This window comes from Enterococcus sp. DIV1937, assembly GCF_050535975.1.
GTDB lineage: Bacteria > Bacillota > Bacilli > Lactobacillales > Enterococcaceae > Enterococcus > Enterococcus faecalis.
Map to the genome: position 1 here is coordinate 1729733 of NZ_CP172909.1, position 23526 is coordinate 1753258.

18 protein-coding genes are annotated in these 23526 nt (G+C 35.7%); all 18 read right to left on the reverse strand.

Going from position 1 to position 23526, the window contains the following annotated elements; genetic code table 11:
* Window positions 1-92: 92 nt before the first annotated feature.
* Window positions 93-644, reverse strand: a complete 552-nt coding sequence (locus tag IGL13_RS08375; protein ID WP_002356937.1) for an ECF-type riboflavin transporter substrate-binding protein — start codon at window positions 642-644, stop codon at window positions 93-95.
* 229 nt (window positions 645-873) lie between these two features.
* Window positions 874-2229: a phosphoglucosamine mutase gene (glmM, locus tag IGL13_RS08380; RefSeq protein ID WP_002356936.1), complete on the reverse strand. Its 1356-nt coding sequence runs from the start codon at window positions 2227-2229 to the stop codon at window positions 874-876.
* Window positions 2222-3385, reverse strand: a complete 1164-nt coding sequence (locus IGL13_RS08385) for a CdaR family protein (RefSeq protein ID WP_002356934.1) — start codon at window positions 3383-3385, stop codon at window positions 2222-2224. Before IGL13_RS08385 ends, glmM begins: the two co-directional genes overlap by 8 nt.
* Complete coding sequence (gene cdaA, locus IGL13_RS08390; RefSeq protein WP_002389035.1) at window positions 3382-4266, reverse strand: diadenylate cyclase CdaA; 885 nt, start codon at window positions 4264-4266, stop codon at window positions 3382-3384. The genes IGL13_RS08385 and cdaA overlap by 4 nt, the downstream gene beginning before the upstream one ends.
* A 205-nt stretch (window positions 4267-4471) precedes the next feature.
* Window positions 4472-8203, reverse strand: a complete 3732-nt coding sequence (gene nifJ, locus IGL13_RS08395) for a pyruvate:ferredoxin (flavodoxin) oxidoreductase (RefSeq protein WP_002401819.1) — start codon at window positions 8201-8203, stop codon at window positions 4472-4474.
* Between the two features lie 258 nt (window positions 8204-8461).
* Entirely contained in the window at window positions 8462-9802 is a 1341-nt protein-coding gene (glnA, locus tag IGL13_RS08400) for a type I glutamate--ammonia ligase (protein ID WP_002378497.1), read from the reverse strand.
* A gap of 42 nt (window positions 9803-9844) precedes the next feature.
* Window positions 9845-10228 carry a MerR family transcriptional regulator gene (locus IGL13_RS08405; protein ID WP_002388239.1) on the reverse strand — a complete coding sequence of 128 codons (384 nt, stop codon included), beginning with the start codon at window positions 10226-10228 and terminating at the stop codon, window positions 9845-9847.
* 202 nt (window positions 10229-10430) lie between these two features.
* Window positions 10431-11672: a GTPase HflX gene (hflX, locus tag IGL13_RS08410; protein WP_002378498.1), complete on the reverse strand. Its 1242-nt coding sequence runs from the start codon at window positions 11670-11672 to the stop codon at window positions 10431-10433.
* Window positions 11673-11675: 3 nt separating this feature from the next.
* Window positions 11676-12605: a tRNA (adenosine(37)-N6)-dimethylallyltransferase MiaA gene (gene miaA / locus IGL13_RS08415; protein WP_002362093.1), complete on the reverse strand. Its 930-nt coding sequence runs from the start codon at window positions 12603-12605 to the stop codon at window positions 11676-11678.
* On the reverse strand, window positions 12606-13352 hold the full coding sequence (locus IGL13_RS08420) for a glycerophosphodiester phosphodiesterase (protein ID WP_025193434.1): 747 nt from the start codon (window positions 13350-13352) through the stop codon (window positions 12606-12608).
* A gap of 108 nt (window positions 13353-13460) precedes the next feature.
* A complete protein-coding gene (locus tag IGL13_RS08425; RefSeq protein ID WP_002378500.1) occupies window positions 13461-15272 on the reverse strand; it encodes a DUF3329 domain-containing protein in 1812 nt (603 codons plus the stop codon).
* Window positions 15269-16234: a GDP-mannose 4,6-dehydratase gene (locus tag IGL13_RS08430; protein WP_002378501.1), complete on the reverse strand. Its 966-nt coding sequence runs from the start codon at window positions 16232-16234 to the stop codon at window positions 15269-15271. The genes IGL13_RS08425 and IGL13_RS08430 overlap by 4 nt, the downstream gene beginning before the upstream one ends.
* A 40-nt stretch (window positions 16235-16274) precedes the next feature.
* On the reverse strand, window positions 16275-17690 hold the full coding sequence (locus IGL13_RS08435) for a lipopolysaccharide biosynthesis protein (RefSeq protein WP_002378502.1): 1416 nt from the start codon (window positions 17688-17690) through the stop codon (window positions 16275-16277).
* A 75-nt stretch (window positions 17691-17765) separates the two neighbouring features.
* Complete coding sequence (locus IGL13_RS08440) at window positions 17766-18983, reverse strand: CDP-glycerol glycerophosphotransferase family protein (RefSeq protein ID WP_002401823.1); 1218 nt, start codon at window positions 18981-18983, stop codon at window positions 17766-17768.
* A gap of 1 nt (window position 18984) precedes the next feature.
* Window positions 18985-20391 carry an O-antigen ligase family protein gene (locus IGL13_RS08445; RefSeq protein ID WP_223302463.1) on the reverse strand — a complete coding sequence of 469 codons (1407 nt, stop codon included), beginning with the start codon at window positions 20389-20391 and terminating at the stop codon, window positions 18985-18987.
* 32 nt (window positions 20392-20423) lie between these two features.
* The gene (locus IGL13_RS08450) at window positions 20424-21404 is read right to left on the reverse strand and encodes a glycosyltransferase family 2 protein (RefSeq protein WP_002378506.1); all 981 of its coding nucleotides are present in this window, start codon (window positions 21402-21404) and stop codon (window positions 20424-20426) included.
* A gap of 1 nt (window position 21405) precedes the next feature.
* Window positions 21406-22464, reverse strand: a complete 1059-nt coding sequence (locus IGL13_RS08455; RefSeq protein WP_002378507.1) for an NAD-dependent epimerase/dehydratase family protein — start codon at window positions 22462-22464, stop codon at window positions 21406-21408.
* 12 nt (window positions 22465-22476) lie between these two features.
* Window positions 22477-23181 carry an IspD/TarI family cytidylyltransferase gene (locus tag IGL13_RS08460; protein WP_002378508.1) on the reverse strand — a complete coding sequence of 235 codons (705 nt, stop codon included), beginning with the start codon at window positions 23179-23181 and terminating at the stop codon, window positions 22477-22479.
* Window positions 23182-23526: the final 345 nt, after the last annotated feature.

Genomic DNA, 23526 nt, shown 5'->3' on the forward strand with positions numbered 1-23526 from the left:
ACCTCAGTTTCTCCATAAAAGAAAGGGTCTGAGCATTAGCAAAGTAATTACTAGGGCAGACCCTTAACCATTTAAATTATTTCGACAGTTTCTTAATCTTTTGATAAACTGCCTTTCTTTGTTCTTGTTGATGCATAAGCTTTCATCAACAATGTTCCAATAATCCCCACAGCGACAATATTTGAAACAGTCGCGAATACGCCTTGTGTAAATACTTTACTTGCGGGTTCACTATAAATCAAAATATCCAAGCTAGGCGCGATTAAACCCCAAACGACGATATTACCAAACGCTTGGAAAATATTGAAACGCACCATGTCATTTGTTGTAAATTCACCATGTTGAAGATCCATTTTACGACCAGCGAAGCCAAAAATAATACCAATAATTCCTGAACAAATAATCCAGCTCCACCAAGCGCTACCATACGTGGTAAAATCTTTTAACGTGTGACCGATCAAACCAATTAGCCCTCCAGCTACTGGTCCAAAAACAACTGACATTAAAGCAAGAAATGGATACGACGTTTCTAAGTTCGTATTAGGAATCCCAGTTGGAATTACAACGAATCGACCTAAAATAACAAAAACTGCAGAGCCAATTCCAATTGCTACAATTGTCTTGACGGACATTTTTTCTTTCATTTCGCTCCTCCATTCTATAACTCCATTGATTTACAGCCGCTCCCTTCTTGATTTTATCAAATAAAAAAAGAAGATACGCGGTGCATCTTACTTCTAAAATAGTACCCTTTTAACCGCTCTATGTCAATGATAGACGGAGCTTATTAGCTATTTTCTTTTTTTGATTTCCAACAAAGAAACCAGACACTTAACGCAAGCTAGCATTAAGTGTCTGGTTTCTAATTTGTTCTTATTCAACGCCGATTTCTGCACGTACTACTTCAGCAATTTTATCAACGTAATAATCAACTTTTTCTTGTGTTGGCGCTTCGGCCATCACACGTAACAATGGTTCTGTTCCAGAAGGACGAACTAAAATACGACCTTCGCCATTCATTTCTGCTTCTGCTTGTTCGACAACTGCTTTGATTGCCGGAACTTCCATTGCACCATTTTTATCTGTGACACGAATATTGACTAATTTTTGTGGATAAATCGTCACTTCATCCGCTAATTCAGATAATTTTTTGCCCGTTTGCTTCATAACATTCAACAATTGAATCCCTGAAAGCATGCCATCACCTGTTGTGTTGTAATCTAAAAAGATCATGTGACCAGATTGTTCGCCACCAAAATTGTAATCATTTTTACGCATTTCTTCTACAACATAACGATCACCCACTTGCGTTACCACATCTTTTAAGCCAATTTCTTCTACAGCTTTATGGAAACCTAGATTACTCATCACCGTTGTAACGATTGTATCTTTTTTCAAACGTTTTTTCTCAGCTAAATATTTGGCACAAATATACATGATTTTATCACCATCGATAATTCGTCCTAATTCATCGACTGCAATAATTCTATCACCGTCGCCATCGAAAGCCAAACCAGCATCGGCGCCTTTTTCAACAACCATTTCTGCCAAAGCTTCAGGATGAGTGGAACCCACACCATCATTGATATTCAATCCATTAGGACTTGTTCCCATTGTATAGAAATCTGTCTCTAAATCCGCGAAGACACGATTGACTGCTGTTGCAGTTGCTCCGTTGGCCGCATCTAAACAAACAGTCATATCTGCTAAATCGCCAGGAATACTTTGAACTAAAAATTGCGAATATTTTAGTAAGCCTTCTGGAAATTCATCTAATGAGCCTAAGCCTTCTGCAGAAGGTCTTGGTAAGGTGTCTTCTTCTGCGTCTAACAATGCTTCAATTTCTGCTTCTTGATCGTCTACTAATTTGAAGCCATCTGCCCCAAAAAACTTAATCCCATTGTCTTCCGCAGGATTATGTGAAGCTGAAATCATTACGCCAGCGGATGCTTTTTGTAAACGAGTAAGATATGCTACACCAGGTGTTGAAATCACCCCTAATTGGAAAACTTCAATTCCGACTGATAATAATCCAGCAATCAATGCTTGTTCCAACATCTCACCTGAAATACGTGTATCGCGGCCTACGAGAACACGAGGTTTTCTTGAACTATCTTCATGTTGACTCAACACATAACCACCGTAACGCCCTAATTTAAAGGCTAATTCAGGTGTTAACTCCTTATTTGCAATTCCTCTTACACCATCTGTTCCAAAATATTTACCCATTTTGATTCTCCTTAGTCACTTGATTCTCTGTATTTTCAGTTGAACCAGCAGTTGTACTTTCTACTGTTGATCCCTCACTTGTTGTTTCAGAAGTATTTGATTCTACTTGACTGGATGTACTTGGTTGTACTGCTTGGCTACCTGAGCCAACCGTTGTTGAACTTGCAGGTTCCTCTGAAGTTTCATTTGTATTTGATGACTGTTGTTGATTGTACACGGGGCTCAAAGAAACGTCAACCTCATCTGGTGTAACTACGTATTCTCCATTAACGGGAATAGTCACTGATTGTTTTGTTTCTTTGCGAATATCAGAAATATCTACCGGTACCTCAATTGATTCTAGCGTATCTAAAATTGATTGCGGACCACTGACCCTAACTTGGTACGTTGATAAACTATAATTGTAATGAGCGATCCCAGCAGGTGGCGTACCTGTCATACTAACATTCAGTGGTACATCTTTTGTTGGCGCAGTTAAGCCTACTGTTACTTTGACTTGTGGTGCTGGATTTTCGATACTTAGGACTTGACCTTTGGCATCTAGCGCTTGAACATTTACCGTTTGTTTAATCGTATCAATTGTTTGTTTGGCACTTGAGACTGGCGCAATCACTTTGTCAATTGCTTTCGCTGTTTCTTCTCCAGTTGTTACTTCTACAGTTTTTGGATCTACAGAAATATTTTTTACTTTGTAGCCTTCTTTTTCAATGTTATCAGAAAGTTGTGCTTCTACATCGAATTTTTTTGTTACTCTCTTTTCAATCGTTACAGTCACTGTTTTCGGTTCAATTTCAGCTGTAACAGCTGAACTTAGTCCCCGAACTGTCAAAGGCACTTCCGAAGTCCCTAATGGCAATTTGGTTAAGTCTGCGACCACTTGGAAATTTCGTGTGTCAGCATTTGATTCCATGTTTAATTGAATGCGGTTCGCACTACGTAAATGAACATTTACACTCTCTTCAAATCCAGAGACATAATATTTGTCTTTATCGTATTGGACTTGGACAGGAATATTATTCAGTGTCTCACTATACGTTTGGCTTGAACCTGAATTGGAGGGATTATTGCCTGTTGCATTGGCATTAAAAAATAACAACAATGCAAACAGCAATGAAAGCAAACCATTAAACCAGCTTTTTTGGGAGGCTTTTCTCATTTGCGTTTAACCCCCTTTGTTACATCATCGATAAAATGCTGCAAAGCACTTTTTTTATCTTCCGATGATTCCGAAATTAACTCCTTACGCAAAATTGTTAAATACTCTTCTTGCGTTAGTCCAGGAATTAATTCATTGTTCAATGTCAAACTAACGTCACCAGTTTCTTCAGAAACAACAATCGTAATGGCGTCACTGACTTCACTGATACCGACTGCGGCTCTATGGCGCGTTCCAAATTCTTTTGGAATTAAATTGCTCTCTGATAGCGGTAAATACGCACTAGCAACAGCAATTTTTTCATTTTTGATAATCACCGCACCATCATGTAGTGGTGTATTTGGAATGAAAATATTAATCAGTAATTCACCAGTAATATCGGCATCCAAATCAATACCTGTCTCAATGTATTCATCTAAACCGGTATTGCGTTCAATGGTTATCAAAGCACCAATTTTCCGTTTTGACATGTACTGAATGGCTTTGTCAAAGGCCTGAATAATACGCTCATCTTCTTGTTGCGCACCTTTATTCGGGCGGAAAAACGAACTTCTCCCTAGATGTTCCAGCCCTCTTCGCACTTCTGGTTGAAAAATAACAACCGCGGCGATTACACCATACATGATGACTTGATTCATTAACCAAGATAATGTATGTAGACCAATTATCTCACTTAGAATGCGGATAATGATAAAAACAGCGACACCTTTTAATAGTTGGACTGCTTTTGTTCCACGAACAAGCATGATTAATTTGTAAACGAGGTACCATACGACTAGGATATCTATGATATTGATAACAAAATCCTTAGATAAGAAATCCGTTGAGATGACTTGCTGCCAATAATTCAAATCTAATAATTGATTCAATTGAAACGACATCATACCCCTCACTTCTCTCTCAAGATTTCCTAACAAGTATACCACATTATTTTCTTTCATCACAGAACGCAAGCGGAAACATCAAAAAAATTTAGGAACTTTTTCAAATAACTTGAAATTTTTCATCAAAAAATCGCATTTCTAACTAAAAAACGTGTCTAAGCAAAAAGCTCAGACACGTTTTTTTGATTTCTATTTAATCTTGTTAATCTTGCCCACGTTGTTTTCTCTTGGCTGCTCGTTCTGCGCGGCGGGCAGCCCTTCTTGCTTCCGCTTCCGGATCAACTACGCGTTCTTTTTTCACTCGTGGCTTCTCGTTCTCTGGCGTATTTATTTCTGGTTCACTTTGTTTTTCAAGTTTTGCTCGAATTTTTTCTTCTTGACCAGCTAAACGAGCATAATTATAGAACCGTCTCTTAGCATCATTAATTGTTTTATTAAATAACAATTCCGCTGTATCTGGTTGACTAGATTCTAAGGATGCAAAGCGAACTTGTTGGCGCATAAACTCTTTCATTAATGAAAAATCTGGTTTTTTAAAATCCAATGTCATTGGTTCTTTGCCCTTTTCTCGCAATAATGGATTATAGCGATATAAAGACCAGTAACCTGAATGAACTGCGTCTTTCGCTTCTTTCAACGTTTGACTCATCCCACCTGCTAAACCATGTGTAATACATGGTGTATAAGCAATAATAATCGATGGTCCAGGGAATTTTTCTGCTTCTTCAAAAGCTTTAATCGTCTGCATTTGGTTTGCACCTGAGGCAATTTGAGCGACATAGACATTTTCATAAGTCATTGCCATCATCCCTAAATCTTTTTTAGAGGCATATTTCCCACTGGCAGCAAATTTCGCAATCGCTGATGCCGGAGTTGCTTTGGAAGTTTGGCCACCTGTATTGGAATAGACTTCATTATCTAGAACTAACATATTTACATCCGCGCCACTAGCTAACACGTGGTCAATACCGCCGTAGCCAATATCGTAAGCCCAGCCGTCCCCACCAATCATCCACTGACTTGGTTTGACAAAAAGATCTTGATCGTCATAAATTGCTTCCAATAAAGGTTGATTCGTTTTTTCTTCAAGCAAAGCTGCACGTAATTTAGCTGCACGTTGTTGCGTACCTTCACTTTCTGACAGATGTGCTATCCAATCTTCCATCAATAGACGCAACGAGTCACTGGCTACAGAAAAAGCTTTGGTCATTTTACTAGCTAAACGTTCGCGACGCGCTTGCGTTGCTAACAACATGCCGTAACCAAACTCGGCATTATCCTCTAAAAGAGAATTTGACCAAGCTGGACCTTGTCCTTGTTCATTCGTAGTGTAAGGTGTCACACCCGCTGCAGCACCCCAAATCGATGAGCAACCTGTTGCATTAGCAATCAGCATTCGGTCACCAAACATTTGCGTCAATAATTTAACATAAGGCGTTTCGCCGCAACCAGAACAAGCACCAGAAAACTCTAATAAAGGTTTATTAAATTGCGAACCTAAAACAGTATTCGGTTTTGCCGGGTTTTCCTTTTGACGTAATGTCATAGCAAACGCCCAGTTCATAGCCTGCTCTTTTTCTTCTTCATAAGGTCTCATTACTAAAGCTTTGCCTTTAGCTGGACAGGCTTCAACACAAAGACCACAGCCAGTACAATCTTTGACTGAGACTTGGATACGATACTTCAAGCCGTCGGCACCACGTAGATCACGCACAATGAATCCTTCTGGCGCTTCAGTCATTTCTTCTTCATCTGCTAAGAATGGTCGTATCGCCGCATGAGGACATACAAAGGCACACTCATTACACATAGTACATCGATCGCTAATCCACTCAGGTACTTCTAATGCAACTCCACGTTTTTCAACTGCCGCAGTTCCCAAAGGCATCCGCCCATCTGTCATCCCATTTTTCGCTAGTGTCGCAACAGATAACGCATTGCCTTCTTGACGATTAATCGGTTCAACAATTTCATGAACAAAATCACTAACATTTTCTGAATGTTTTCGAGGTTGAACTTCAAGCGTTCTCCACTCTGCTGGAACAGGTACCTGATGCAACAATTCAACGGTCTTATCGATTGCTTGAATATTTTTTTCGACAACTTTCATGGACTTATGACCATAACTTTTCAGTGCTTCTTCTTTTAAAATTGGCAACACTTGCTCAAAAGGCATAATTTGCGCTAATTTGAAGAAAGCTGTTTCCATCGCGGTATTAATTCGCCCGCCTAGTCCGACTTCACTAGCTAATTTCACTGCATTGATTGTATAAAACTGAATCTCATTTTCAGCTAGATACCGTTTTAATTGATTGGGTAAAAATCGTGCTAGTTGTTCATCATTCCAAATGGTATTTAAGAGGAAAGTACCACCTTTTTTTAACCCTTTTACTAAATCATAGGTATGCAAATAAGCGGCTGTATGACAAGCCACAAAATCAGAATGTTCAATGAGGTACGTTGAACGAATAGGCGTCTCGCCAAAACGTAAATGAGAAACGGTCAACCCGCCTGATTTTTTTGAATCATAATAGAAAAAGCCTTGAGCATACTTGTCTGTATGATTACCGATAATCTTAATTGCTGACTTGTTCGCCCCTACTGTCCCATCAGAACCAAAGCCCCAAAATTTAGCTTGATAGGTTTTCGGATTCGTCAAATCAAGTGGTTTGCCAACTTCTAATGAAGTATAAGTTAAATCATCATCAATCCCAATTGTAAAACGCTTCTTCATGGCAGAACGTTCTTTCATTAATTCATCAAAAACCGCAACAATTTGATTTGGCAATACATCTTTAGAACCTAAACCATAGCGCCCACCAATAATCGTTGGGCGAATATCCGTTTCATACATCGCACTTTGGACATCCAATAATAACGGTTCACCACCAGCACCGGGCTCTTTCGTCCGATCCAAGACAGCAATTGCTTTAACTGATTGTGGTATTTTTTCAAGAAATGTTTCAACTGGAAATGGTCGATAAAGATGGACATTAAGGAAGCCAACTTTTCTTCCTTGTTCTTGTAAATAATCAACCGTCTGTTCAATTGTTTGTGCAACTGAACCCATCGTGACGATCACTTCTTCTGCATCTTCTGCGCCATAATACGTCACCAAATCATAATTGGTTCCCCGTAACCGGTTAATTTCTGTCATATATTTTTGAACAATACCAGGTAATTTTTCATAATAAGGATTTATTGTTTCTCGTTGTTGAAAGTGAATATCTGGATTTTGGTTCATTCCACTAACGGAAGGGTGATTCGGATTCATGCTCCGACGACGAAATTCGGCTAATTTCTCTTGGTTTACTAAGGGTGCTAATTCTTCATAGTCAAGAACTGCCACTTTTTGAATTTCATGACTTGTTCTAAAGCCATCAAAAAAGTTCATAAATGGAACACTCGCTTCAATCGAAGCTAAGTGAGCCACTGGTGCCAAATCCATCACTTCTTGTACACTGCTTTCTGACAACATAGCAAAGCCTGTTTGGCGTGCGGCCATTACGTCTCCTTGATCACCAAAAATATTTAAAGCATTCGTAGTTAAAGCTCGGCTCGCCACATGAAAAACAGATGGTAATAGTTCTCCAGCTATTTTGTACATATTAGGAATCATCAAAAGTAACCCTTGTGAAGCCGTATAGGTCGTGGTAAGCGCGCCTGTTTTTAAAGAGCCATGGACCACGCCGGCAGCACCAGCTTCCGATTGCATTTCGACTACTTTCACAGGTTGACCAAAGATATTTTTCTTACCTTCGGCCGACCACTGATCAACAAGCTCAGCCATTGTTGAACTTGGTGTTATTGGATAAATGGCTGCTAATTCTGTAAAGGCGTAGGAAATATAAGCAGCTGCTGCATTCCCATCCATTGTTTTCATTTTCCGCATGTTTTTCTCATCCTTTATATCTAAAAAATAGAATAGTTGCACGCATATTCTTGTTTATTATAGCGGAATTTCACAAATTATGAAAGATTTTGTCAATTTTTTTGCTTAAAAATAAAAGAGAAATTGAGAGAAAAACCACTTTATCCCCTATAAACAAACTATTTCACTGAATTAAAATTACTTTATTTTGTGAAACAGAAATTATCTATTCATTCACAAACTAAAGAACGAAAGAGGAAGATAAGCGTTTCGGCTTATCTTCCTCTTTCTAAACATTAAGATTATTAAAAGTAACGGCTTTTAGTACAACTCCAAATATTGTTCTCTTTCCCATTCAGAAACGGTTTGACGGAAGGCTGCCCATTCCATTCGTTTTGCTTCTACAAAATTGGCAAAAATGTGACGACCTAATGCATCAATCATTACTTGATCTTTACGTAATTCTTTGATGGCATTGTGTAAGGTTGATGGCAAATCTTCAATTTGTGCATGTTGACGTTCTTCCTCATTCATCACATAAATGTTACGATCAACTGCTGGCGGTGGTGTAAGTTCATTACGAATACCATCCAAACCTGCTTGTAATAAGACAGCCATTGTTAAATACGGATTCGCTGAAGGATCGACAGAACGTAATTCTAAACGAGTCGATAAACCACGAGATTCAGGAACTCGAATGAGTGGTGAACGATTTCTGCCGCTCCAAGCTACATAAACAGGTGCTTCATAACCTGGTACCAAGCGTTTATAAGAGTTCACTGTTGGGTTACATACCGCAGTATAGGCACGGGCATGTTTTAATAAACCACCTAAGAAATGATACGCAGTTTGGCTTAAGCCCATCTCTCCTGACTCGTCATAAAAAACATTACCTTCTTCATTAAATAATGACATATTGCAGTGCATACCAGAACCATTAATTCCAAACAAAGGTTTTGGCATAAATGTTGCATGCAAGCCATGTTTGCGCGCAATAGTTTTCACAACTAATTTGAACGTTTGAATATTGTCACAAGCATCAACTACATCCGCATATTTAAAGTCAATTTCATGTTGACCAGGTGCTACTTCATGATGCGAAGCTTCCACTTCAAAGCCTAAACTTTCTAACTCTAAAACAATATCACGGCGACAATTTTCACCTAAATCGGTTGGCGCAAAATCAAAATAGCCACCTTTATCATTCAAGTCAGTGGTAATTTCACCATTCTCATCTAATTTAAATAGGAAAAATTCTGGTTCTGGTCCTAAGTTAAACGAAGTAAAGCCTAATTGTTTCATATCTGCTAAGGCGCGTTTTAAATTACCGCGGGGATCTCCGGCAAAAGGGGTACCATCAGGATTGTAAATATCGCAAATTAAGCGCGCAACTTTTCCATGGTCGCTTTCCCACGGAAAAATCATCCATGTAGATAGATCAGGGTATAAATACATATCACTTTCTTCGATACGAACGAATCCTTCGATGGATGACCCATCAAACATCATTTTATTATCTAATACTTTATCTAGCTGACTCACAGGAACTTCAACATTTTTAATTGTTCCCATAATGTCGGTAAACATTAGTCGTAAAAAACGTACGTTTTCTTCTTCTGCAATATGTTTAATCTCTTCTGCCGTTTTGGCTTTTCTTGTCATCGGTCTGATCCCCATCCTTCATTTTTATTGGCTGCTGAAACGTTAAAGCCTTGGTACATTCGATTGGAACGGATTTTGCTGAGTAAGTCCTCCTTGCGAAAGGATTTCGTCGTATAAAATCTGACGAACATCTGCATCGGTTAACGGACGAGTTGCCTCGGCGGTGTTTTTTTGTTCTTCTAATTTCATTTCATACACACGCTTAATCCCTGCCATGTTCAATCCATCAGATAAATAATCTTTAATTTCTAACAAAACATCAATATCATTTAAAGAATACATGCGTCGGTTGCCCTCACTACGTTCTGGATGAATCAATCCCTGTTCTTCATAGTAGCGAATTTGTCGAGCGGTCAAATCCGTTAGTTTCATAACTGTACCAATTGGAAAAACTGACATGGAACGGCGTAACTCTTTTTCTCTCATCTCCATCCTCCTCTCTTAGTTATTTCTTAGAATAACAATAGAATGACAAATTGTCAAGAACTTATGTTATATTTTCTGACATAAAACAAAAAACCTGATAAATATGGACTTTCCCATCTTTTCATGGCTGATTTTCTCCTGCTAACCAAAAAAATAGAAATGATTTGTTTTTACAAATCATTTCTAATCAACTTACCATTTTTTATTCTTTTTCGGATTCAGCCAACCATTTAGACTCTTTTTTCGCAAAACCTTTCACGATATACCGATTTTCATTTTCAGCATATTCTTCTGAAACCATTAGTGTCATCCGGCGAAGTTCACTTAATAGTTGTCCGTCAGTTGGACTAATCTCTAATTGATAAGGCTCGAGTAATTCCATCATTTGGGCACGGATAGCCTGAACCAGTCGTTCTTTATCTTCAGGAATTTTAGTTGAGATCAATACATTGGGAAATAATGTTGGGACAAATTCTTTGCTGTCCACTTGATCTCTTTTATTATAAACCGTCAAGCACGGAATATTTTCCAACGCTAATTCTTTAATCAATGTTTGAACCGTGCGTTCATGTTGTAACCGATCTGGCGCACTTGCATCCACCACATGGAGCAGTAAATCCATCGTCCGACTTTCTTCCAATGTCGACTGAAAGGCTTCAATCAGTTGTGTTGGTAAATCTTGAATGAAGCCAACCGTATCGGTCAGAGTAACTTCCATGCCTTGAGGCAATTGCCATTTTTTAGTTAAAGGATCTAACGTTGCAAACAATTGATCCTCTGAATAAGTTCCTGCTGTTGTCAACATGTTGAGAATGGTTGATTTGCCAGCATTGGTATAACCAATCAAGCCAATTTGAAATAGTTCTGAATTTTGTCTTTTTTGGCGGCTTCGTTCACGATGAGCAGTGACTTCTTTTAACTCACGACGGATGCCTAAGATTTTATTCCGAATGTACCGGCGGTCCGACTCTAATTTCGTTTCACCAGGCCCGCGTGTCCCAATACCTCCTCCAAGTCGGGACAACTGTTTTCCTTGACCAGCCAAGCGAGGCAATAAATAATCCAATTGCGCTAATTCAACTTGTAACTTTCCTTCTTTGGAGCGCGCACGCAAAGCAAAGATATCCAAAATTAATTGTACACGATCAATTACTCGCACAGCTAACGCTTCAGATAACAGTTGATTTTGGCGCGGTGTGAGCTCATGATTAAAAATAACAAGATCCGCTTCATAGGCATCTGTTAATTGAATTAATTCTTCCAATTTCCCCTTACCGATTACGGTTTGTCGATCAACTTGTGGTCGTTTTTGTGTTAAAACAAACACCACTTCTCCATTAGCGGTTTCCGTTAAATTCGCCAGTTCCTCCATTGATGCAGAAAATGTCTGATAATTTTTTTCCGTTTCAACTCCTACTAGAATCACTTTTTCATGAGTGGTCATCGCCTACTCACTCTCCTTCTGTTGTAGCCATTCCGCTACTTCTTTTTCCAACTTGGGCAAATCTGTTGGCTGTTGAACCAAATCCCACCAATGCGCAGCCATTCGATTTCTAAACCAAGTCAATTGACGTTTGGCATATCTCCGCGATTGCTGTTTGACTGTTTCAACCGCCATCTCTAATGATTGTTCACCGGAAAAATACGGAAAAAATTCTTTATAGCCAATACCTTGAGCTGCTTGTGCATGTGGTTGCTGAAACATCTGTTTTGCTTCTTCCAACAGTCCTTCTGTCATCATTTGATCCACCCGCTGATTAATACGCTCATACAATAAAGCGCGATCTGTTTCCAAACCTAACAAATAATAATCATAGAGACGAGCTGGTTTTTCCTTCGGGGTCAAAATACTATAACCGGTTTTATCAAAGACCTCTAACGCACGAATGACTTTTTTGCGATTATTAAAATGAATGCTGTCAGCCGCTAGAGGATCCTTTTGTTGTAATAACTGCCATAAGGCTTGATTCCCTTTTTCTTCCGCAAATAAATTATACGTTTCTCTAATTTCAGGCGAGTCATCTATCTCACGACTTCCTAGTTGAAAATCATAAAGGAGTGATTGAATATACAAACCTGTTCCTCCAACGATAATTGGTAGTTTCCCTTTTTCAGTAATTTCTTTGATTTTTTGACGACCCTCTTTCTGAAAATCAGCGGCAGAATATGTTTCGCTGACTTCACGGCAATCAATTAAATAGTGAGGAATTCCTTCTTTTTCTGTTTCTGTGACTTTAGCGGTGCCAATGTCTAACGAGCGATAAACTTGCATGGAGTCACCGCTAATAATTTCACCATTAAATTTTTTTGCTAAAGCAATACTTAATGCTGTTTTCCCCACCGCAGTGGGTCCTACAATAACTAATACTTTCTCCAATTATGTTTCTCCTTCTTCTTGCCAATTTTGACGAGCAAATTTTGCTTCCTCAGGAAAATCTGTATGAACGCCTGCCAATTTTAGCTGAAAACAATTTTCCATTTCTTCCATCCGATTAACAGTCCACGGCCGCAGCGGTTTGCCAATTGCGATAAGTTCTTTTTCATGAGCCAACACCCAAGACATTTTTGGATGTAAACTATCGACAAGCGCGAATGCCGGTCCCGCTTGACTTAAATCCTCTGCAGATTCATAAATAAAGGCAATTTCTGTCTTAGGATCAGCTTTTTTTAATTTAACTAAACTCGGAAAATAAAAACTGGAATATAAATAACGAAACGGCCAGTTTTTTTGCTTCATTTGTTGGACGATTTTTTTCTCAATTCCTTCATAATGGATAATATCGGTTTTAAGTTCAATATTCAAAAAACCATTGAATTGTTCTTCTACAAGACAATTTAAAACATCTTCCAATGTTGGAACACATTGAACAGAAGGATTTTTCTGAAACCAGCTTCCAGCATCTAGTTGTTTTAATTCGTTTAATGTTAACTGTTGGATTTCACCATGACCATCTGTCGTACGATCCACCGTTTCATCGTGCATAACGATTAAATAACCATCTTTAGATAGGTGAACGTCTAATTCAATTCCTTCAGCACCAACACGAACAGCCTCTCTGAAAGCAATACACGTATTTTCAGGATGGGTGCCTTTACTTCCTCGATGTGCAATAATATCTGTCATGCTCTCACTCCAATCTTGTTTATTGTACCATTGGAGTGAGGTGGGTTCAAATAATGTAGAAAAAAGAAGCCTCTCACAAATGAGTGGCTTCTTTTTAAGATATAACAACTAACGCATTCCTGGAGCATTTTTTTCTGTAATATCAAAATTTACCGAATCAATAACTTTGTTAGTATTATTATCAATAATCACAAAGTTCAAACCTTTTTTATTTCTAGACATTTCTGTATCATTTATTTTTGCAGAAGCGAATGTTTGATTTTCATAATTAGTATAACTTGAGAATACATCATAATTTAAAGCTTCAAATTTACCAGATAGTCTCGATAATTCTGCATTTGTTTCAACTGTTTTATTGTCTTTTGAAATCACTGCACTTAAAGTCCATGCATTGTTACCTTCGAATTTTACGCCTAGCCCCAAGTCTTTTAAAAGCGACTCTTCCGCTTGTGAAAGATAGACTTGATTACCATAACCACTTAATAAAATAGTATATTGCGTATCAATTAATTTTTGTAAATAATCATTAAGATTAAAAATATTCATCAACTCTGGGTTTCCATTTCTATATATATTGTCCCAATCTTTTTCTGAAACACTTCGCACAGACTCCAAGCCATAATATTTTGCAACAGAACGATTAACTTGTGCATCTGAATTAGTTTTTACATGCGATAAATGATTAGAATAAGCTGAATATTTTGTTGTATTACTATATGATATATCTGGAAACACAGGATTGATATTTCCTTTTTTCTCTTGCTCAACTAAATAACTATATTGTTTTGTCAAATCCAATTTTGACAAGAATATATCACTTACACCAACCATTACGTTCATGAAGAATGTACATGCCAAAATCACATACAAAACACTGTAAATTGGAGAAAACCTGATATTTACTTTATAATTTGGCAGTGACATAGAAAAAGCGATAATCAAGAATAATACAGCCCCATAGTATGAACGTCCATAAGTTAATGCCGTTGGAGACATAATTAATACCAGCATAGTGGCAATTCCAGAAATAAAATATACAACACTTAGGTATACTCTTTTTTTATCTTGACTAATATAAGCATATAAAACAAGTAACAAAATCAGTATAACTAAAAATAATGATAAATTTTCTTTAATTTGTTCAAATATTGTAATGATTCCTGTCATGGCCTTTCTTGGTAAAGACCAAGTACTTCTAGCAAAATAAGTAGCGCGAATCTTATTTCCTGGTGCTAAAGCCATTAACGCCAAACCTATAGCATTACCAGCAACACCCGTGAACATCCATAAAGAAAGCTTTCGTTTTGTATAAAACTGCCAGCCAAGATACCCTAAAACGATAAGCAAAGCTCCTCCAGAGGTATTTTCATTACACCAACCAGCCAAAATTCCTAAAGCAAACATCAAAAAAATCATTAATTTTGTTTTCGTAAAGACGTGTTCTTCAATGATTTCTCTATGATACACATAAAGGAACGAAAGAATAATTAAACTTCCCCAAAGATAATTAGCTGAGCCTGTCTCCCACAAAAACACTTCTCCAAAGGCTGGGGTAAACAACCAAAATAGCACTTGAATAATAATAAATCTAAATGAATTATACTTTTCATCTTGCTTTTGTAAAGTAAGTCTATAAACTAAATATGTTACTATTGTGTATGCCAAAGCGTTAAAAACATTAAAAATTCCTTTTGGTAACAATAAAAATATTCTTGCAATTATATGGACCACTGAACGTCCGGTCCATGTCATGTATTGATTGTATTCATCTATCAGTATTGTCATCCAACTTTTCGTTTTATAAAGGTATTCGTAGTCATCTGCAAGTAATGGTGTTAAATTATTTAAAGTAAGCATCACCAAAAATGTAATAATAATTGAGCATATAAATATCTTCTTTTTATTTAATTTAACTTTCATCTCTGCTTACCTTCCGCTTTTAATTCATAATTAACATATTTGTCCAAACCGGACTGAATACTATATTTCGGTTCATAACCAATGGTACGTAATTTAGATATATCCGCTAAGGAATCTTTGATGTCCCCAGCTCGTGCTTCTTTGTATTCAACTGGCAAAGTGACTTTCATAATATCATTTAAAGAAGAAATTAACTCATTTAAATCGGTTGCTTTCCCAGTCCCGACATTATACACTTCCCCAAGTGATTGGTCAGAATGAGCGACAAGATTCAATGCTTGAACCACGTCCTCAACAAAGACAAAATCACGGGATTGTTTTCCATCACCAAAGATATTGAATGTCACTTCTTGATTGGCTAATAAGCGTTTGTAAGAGTCCATCACAATCGAAATAACGCCAGAATAAGGCGAATTAGGATTTTGGTTTGGCCCATAAACGTTAAAGAAGCGAACAGCGCTTGTTGGAACATCATATAAATGACAATAGTTTAAAACATATTTTTCAGAAGCAAATTTATCCACAGCATAAGGCGTTAACGGACGAATTACTGATTCTTCCTGTTTTGGTAAAGTTGGCTCATCGCCGTAAACCGCTGCAGAAGAAGCAAACACCAAACGTTTTAAATCTTTCTGGTATTTCCGAATTAATTCCAGTAATTGTAACACACTCTCAAAATTCACTTGGTGTGTTTCCACTGGACGTGCTACTGAATCTGCTACACTAGCAATCGCTGCTAAGTGAAAAATGTAATCGAACTGATACTCTTGTAGTACTTTTTCCATTAATTGTTGATCAATCACGCTACCTTCAATGAACGTGATATTTTCAGATATGTTTAAATTTTCAGTATGGCCCATTGATAAATCATCAATGACCACAACTTGATTGTCTTTACTATAATAATTTGCTAAGGTTGAGCCGATAAAGCCGGCACCGCCTGTGATTAGAAATGATTCCACTTTACTCCCCACTTTCAATCAAACATTTATAAATTAACTATTAATCTTTTTTCTTTTTAGAGTACATAAATTTTTTAATTGTTTCAAACAAACCTTTGACTATTTCTAAATTCACAACTAATAAAATAACCAAACAAACGGCCTGTAAAACCATTAATACTGGTCCATTAAATAAGAAAATTAATAAAATTTGAACACTTAAAACAACATGATTAGCAATTAAATTCATAAAGTTTATTTTTACAGTAATAAACTTACTTGTATCATAAATTCGAATCATCCACCCCACAAACAAGCTAATCATCGAAGCCAAACCAACACCTATCAACCCAAAAAGAGAGATAAAAATATAATTTAAAATGATACTTAAAACACCTGAAACAATTGAAGTATTCATTAATCCTTTTGTCTTTTTCTCGGCAATATAAAACTGACCATAGAAACCAATGAATCCGGAATAGATAGCGGAAACTAGTAGAAACGGGGTAACTTGCCAACTAATAAAATATGAACTCTGCACTAAATTAGCTAATAACCATTTTAAAATAACCATAATTGAAGATGCCGTAAGAAACAGAAGAAAACTATAATACTTGAATATATTTGCATGAAATTCTCCTCGTGTTTCAGAATCTCGTTCATCAACTAAAGAGATTTGCCAAGCTTGAGAAAATACAGACTGCATCATCGAAATAATTGAAGGTATTTTATTTGCAACGGCATAAATACCATTAGCACTAACCCCTAAGAAATAAAGGATAAAGTAACGGCTAGCACTATTAACAAACCACCATAATACATCATTAGGAATTGTCGGAATAGAAAACCATAGCATTTCTTTCATGAACGATTTACTGATTAACTTAACAGAAAAATCCTTGAAATATGGAGTCGTTATAGTCAAGTAAATTAATGAAACTATTTCAGCTAAAATAAGCGAAATCAAGTACCCATTTAGTCCCATTTTTAAAACAACTAGAAAATAAATATTTAGCAAGCCAATCGCTAAAGTTTTAATCATTCCATTAAAAGCAAATACGCGTACTTGACCATTACCTCGAGCAAATTGTGCAATAATTTGAGTAAATACTTGAAATGCCAATAAAAACAAAAATGCCAATAAAATTTTGTCAAAAGCCTTTGTCGCTGCCAACAACGGATAGCATACGGCAGTCAGCAAAATTCCTATTAATGCAATAACTGTAGCATTAGTAACAACAGATTTTTTATCTACTTCCTTGTCTAAAGCGAATCGCAAAACTGCAACAGAAATGCCACCAGAAACAATTGGAATCATTAAACTAACTGTTGTTGTTACTAAATCTACTTGACCATATTCTTTTGTCGTTAAATAGTAAGTGTACAATGGTACTAAAACAAAAGAGATTAATTTACTTCCTAGGTTCCCCACTGCAAATATAAATGAATTTCCTACTAATTTTTTATATTTACTCATAACGGTACTCTACGACCTTTCGGAATGAATTTAAACTTTTTAAATATATCATTTTTTACTATACCTCATATATTATTACTTGGACATCTCTTCCAATAATCGATCACCCAATGATTGACTTGCATGACCAGATTCTGAAATACCTAATCTATCTTTAAACGCTGTCACTTTCGTTAGATAATCATCCATGTTGAAAGTTTTGACACTTTCAATAAATCCACCTTGATTAAACGTTACTGGGAACGGCAAATCTATTAAGTCCATTACTAACCCACGATTTTTTTTATATTTTTCATAATCATAAGCATAAATAAAACACTTCTTATTAGAAACTAAAGCCTCACCAATAGTAGATGAATAATCTGTTACGAGCGTATCCGTTGCACATAATAACTCTTGCATATCATTATAGCTTGATGCATCAATAATATTAGGATTCTTCAGGTTTCCTAATATCAATTCCTTATTTTCCGTATCATTTGGATGCAGGCGAACAAATAGCACATATTCTTCTTTAAACTTCTCTGAAAATGTTTTTCTTATTTCTTCTAAAAATAAAGCATTAACTTCCACTAATTGTCCCGCTCTGAACGTTGGCGCGTATAATATAATACGTTTTTTCATTGATAAATCGTAGTAGTTGTATACTTTTTTTATAATTGCTGGATCATTGTTTACGATAATGTCATTTCTAGGAACTCCCTCTCTGAATATTTCTCCATCATACCAGAACATCTTTCCAATATCTTTAAATAAACTAGAACTTTCAAATACCAGTAAATCACACATTTTAGAATCTTTTTTTGCTAATTTTACATATCTTGGTTTTAATTTTTCAGCAGCATTATTTTCAATTCTCTTTAATCCAAAACCAGCATGCCACGTTTGCAAATAAAATTGATTTTTTCTTTTTGGCGGATAAAAACTTTTTCTAGAGTTATCTATCCAAATTTTTGCAGTAAAGAGTTCTATCAATGCTTTTACAGATTTGTTTTTCACCAATCTAATTTCTTTTGGAAATAGATTAGATTGTGTTTTCAGCACTTCAGGTTTACATAACCAGACTATTTCTAAATCACTACGCTTTGATAAAAGATATTCACAAATATATTTAGGGTTATCTCCATATCCTTTTCCAAAGTAACTTGAGACAACTATTTTATTTTTATTAATTGGTCTCATTAGCAAAAAAGGATAGCAGCAATAAAATACTGCATACCTTCCTACTCTAAGAAAAAGACTTTTGAAAACAAACAATAGTCTAGATAGCTTTGACTCAACTTGATTAATCATACTATTCCCTCTTGTCTTCAATCTTATTTACTTCATCAAAATCACCTAAAATTTTACCTAGTAAAAACCAGAATAAAAAGGCACCTGAGATATTTACCAAAATCATTTCATTATGGAAAAAGCCTGAAAAAGCTAGAGCGAACACACCACAAATACAATAAAAAATTCTGCTAGACAAGAAATTAGTAATCGGTTTAAATAAATACTTTATTACTCTAACAACTTTACCTAAAAGAAATACTACAAAAGTAATTCCTCCTAAAATTCCTGTAGATGCTAAAGTATTTAAATAAGCATTATGGACTGAAAAATTTCGTTGAGCAATATACGTATTAGGTAAAATATCTTGTGCGTAAGCAATCATGTTTTTCGGTGAAGTTCCGAATAACCAACTTGATTGAAATATCTCTATAGCACTTTTCCATATTGTAAAACGCAAGTTTGAAACATCAGTGCTCTTAGCAACATCTGGTCTGGTCAAGTCAACTCTTCCTTCAAGCTTTCCAGATACTTCTTTCTTGTCAAAAAACTGTGGAAAATAAGACCAACCTGCTTTAATTAATTTTGTTATTAAATATACAGCTCCAATGACTACCAAGCCGCTAAAAATAGAAATCAATACAGAAATAAATAGATTAACTTCTTTTTTCATTTGGTATTGATACATCCCAAAGAAAACAAAAACAAATGTCGTCATTAATAAAGTGATCAGTCCATTTCTAGAACCAGATAAAATAATATAACTCACATTTAAAAAGATTGACAAAATAATTCCCGATAGTAACCACTTGTTAGTATATTTTTTACTAAATAGATAATATAAACTTAAAAAAATTGTAACGACACACATGACAGAAGCATAATTAGGATCTGAAAAGACACCGAACAGTCTTCCTTCTAACATTCCTATCCTTAATGGATTCACTCGACTTAACTGAATAGAATAATGATACTGTGTTAGAAACATCCCAAGTGATACAATTACCAACATTGTCCATACTGTAATTAATAAACTACTTATTATTGATAATAAGGTATCAGTATTTTTCTTACTTGCACTAATTCCGTTGTCATAAATAATAAAGAAATACAAAGCTTCCCAAATGATAAATTTTAAATTCCCAAAAATACCATATTTTATATTGACAATACTGGATATAAGCATAATAACCATGAAGAAAAGAAGCAATGGATCATACGTCCAACGATTTTTTTTCAATATCCTTGTGAAAAAATCAGCAGCTAAGACAATGGCTCCGAAAAGAGCTAGCATTGAAAATAATACATTATCAATTTTAGAAGGCAATAAACTATAGGCTCCTACAGCTCTAGCCATTAATAGCAAAAATAAACCAATAATAAAAATATCTTTCCCTTTTTGAAGAAAATAGCTTTCTTTTGTATCCATAAAATTCATTCTTCTCCTGACGTATCTATTGTTTAATCATTTTTTTTAGTTAAATGATTATATTTAAATTTTGCTAATGCATTGTAACAAGAATCATTGACTCTTAATGCTAGCATTGATAATTTGCGACCTTTAGTGAACACGTGATTTTTCATCACGAAAGTGAAATTTGAGTATAAGAATCTCTTTATTGATTCTCTCTGCTCATTAAAATTCTTTTCATTACTAATTGCCATCTTATCTAGGACATCAAAATATGCCCAGCAAATCCTTCTATGAACAGACTCAGCTAGTTCAGGATAACTGTTGTCTACTAAAACTCCATTGTGTTCCCATGCTTCAATAACATCAAAATTTTTCTCCGAAAAAGACAAACCAGTAATACTATCAGCTCTACGATAGTAATAGTATTTTTGTTCTGTATTCGTAACAATTTTTTGGCATTGTAAAAGTAATTCTATAATGATAAATGCATCTTCCACAATTTTTCCTTTTGGATATCTAACTTTATTGAAAAGTTCTTTTTTATATAGCTTATTAACAGCATAAGCATATACATCTGTACTATCAAGAACTGCTTGAATTGCCTCATTTTGAGACAAAATTTTTATCTCTTTTTTATCCGTTAGTCGAGATTCTCTGTTTTCATAAACATCAATCATCCCAACAGTAGCTAATTCTGCTTCATAAGTTACTATCTGATTATACAACGTTTCATACATATCATCCGCAATGTAATCATCACTATCTACGAAACCTAAATACTCACCTGTCGCTAGCTCAATTCCAGCATTACGAGCATCGCTTAGCCCACCATTTTCTTTATGGATAACTTTTACCCGTTGATCTTGTTCAGCAAACTGATCACACATTGCTCCAGAACTGTCTGGAGAGCCATCGTCCACCAGAATTAATTCAAAGTCAGTAAACGTTTGAGCTAAAATAGAGCGTACACATTTTTCTAAATATTTTTCTACATTGTATACAGGAACAATAATACTAATTTTGGGCATATCAATTTCCGCTACCTTCTAAAATTTTAATTGTATGTTTTAATGGTTCTTCCATACTGTCGTACAGTGGCCGCCAACCTAATGCATAGATTTTTTGATTGTCTAGTAGTGCTTTTGTTGCTTTAGAAAACCCTTGTTTTTCTTGGGCGGTGGCTTCTCCATGAATCACTTTTGTTCCAGCCACATTGGCTAATGTTTCCGCAAAAGTACGTAACGTAATATCGCAATGTTCGTTTGAAACATTGTAAGCTTCCCCTTTTTGCCCTTTAACTAATAAAAACAGAAGAGCAGATACAATATCTGCAACATATGCATAAGAATATAGTTGGGTCCCTGCACTTTTTAACACAATGTTTTCTTTATGGACTGCATTCATAATAAATTGAGAAGAAGCTTTACTATCCGAAAGTAACATCGTAGGCCCGAAAGTACGACTAATTCTTGGAATAACAACATCAATACCATATTTCTGAATATAGGCTTGACATAATGATTCACTTGCTCTTTTTCCTTCGGGATAACCGGCCCGTAGCGTGTTACAGTCAATATAGCCGCAATAGTCTTCCGTAAATTTATCAAGATCTCCACGATTTTCTCCATAGATTTCAACAGTTGATAAAAATAACACTTTTTCACTATTCGCTTTGACCGCATAATCTAAAATATGCTGCGTACCAGCAATATTGGTCATAATCGTTCCAATTGGATCACTGGCATATGATTTAGGATGTGTATTACTAGCACAATGCAACACATAGTCACAAGCTTCTGCTATCTGAATTTCTTCTGTGACATCTCCGATAACTATATGGAATAACGGATCCTCTAGATAACTAGTAAATCGCTCTTCTAAACGCGACAATGTTCGTCCCATCGCCCAGATTGAAATATTCGCATTTCTCGTTTTATTTTGGTACATAAGCACATCAATTAAAAAGGTCCCAATCATGCCTGAAGCACCAGTTATAAAAACAGATTTATTAGTTACTTTAGTCCAATCTGGTGTCTTCTCTAAAACTCGTTCAACGTCTGATAAATAATTATCGTCTGTAAATAACATGGTATCCCTCCACTACTCTTCTTTCATTTTCAAGAAGCCTTTAAATAACTGTAAGTCATCTTGTGTGGTTAACTTAATGTTTTTATCTGAGCCTAAAGCAAAATACAGTGTTTCGCCTAAATCCACCATCATAGTATTCGTGTATGACGATTCAGAAATACCAATATTCTCACGGAATGCTTTTTCGTAAGCCCAAGTTAATTTTTCAAATTTATAGGCTTGTGGTGTTGACACGCGACGTAATGTTTCACGATTAATATATTGTCGAGTTGTTTCCTCAGTTTCTTTTACAAAAATTTGTTCATTATATGGCAACGAAGTCACTGCATTTCCGTATTCTTGACACTTAACAATTACATCAGATAAAACTAATTCATCAACTAATGGGCGAATTCCGTCATGGATAACAATAGTATCTTCTGGGTTTGAATGTTCTTTTAAGAAATTAACCCCATTGTTAATTGATTCTTGACCAGAATTTCCCCCTGGGATAATCCATTGTAATTTGTCAATATGGTACTCTTTTGCATAGGCATCTAGTGTTTGTTCCCAACCTTTTTTACACACAACTAAGATTCGATCAATGAGTGGATGCTTTTGAAAAGATTCCAATGTGTAGATAATTATCGGTTTTTCCTCTACCATAATAAATTGTTTAGGAATCTCCTGCCCCATTCGTTTACCGACCCCACCGGCAATAATTAAAGCTGTAATCATTTGATACAAAATCCTTTCTCTAACTAGTCAACAACTAGTTTTATTTCAATTTTGTTTAACTTATATATTCATCAACACAGCCAAAACTGCATTCAATCTTTTACATTTTCTCATAACTATCAGTAAGTTTCAATAATTTATCGTAGACCTTAATCGAACTGTAAATATTGGCGGTGTTTTATTTTATATATTTTAATAGTCTTAGGCTTTATCGTATTTCTTTTTTTATTTAGATATTGATTGAATAAAAAGATGATTGTTATGCTTTTCATCAATTTTAACAACACTTTTAGCCCCTTTATAAATAGCGAAAATTTTTGACCAATAAAATCTTTTTCTCTATAA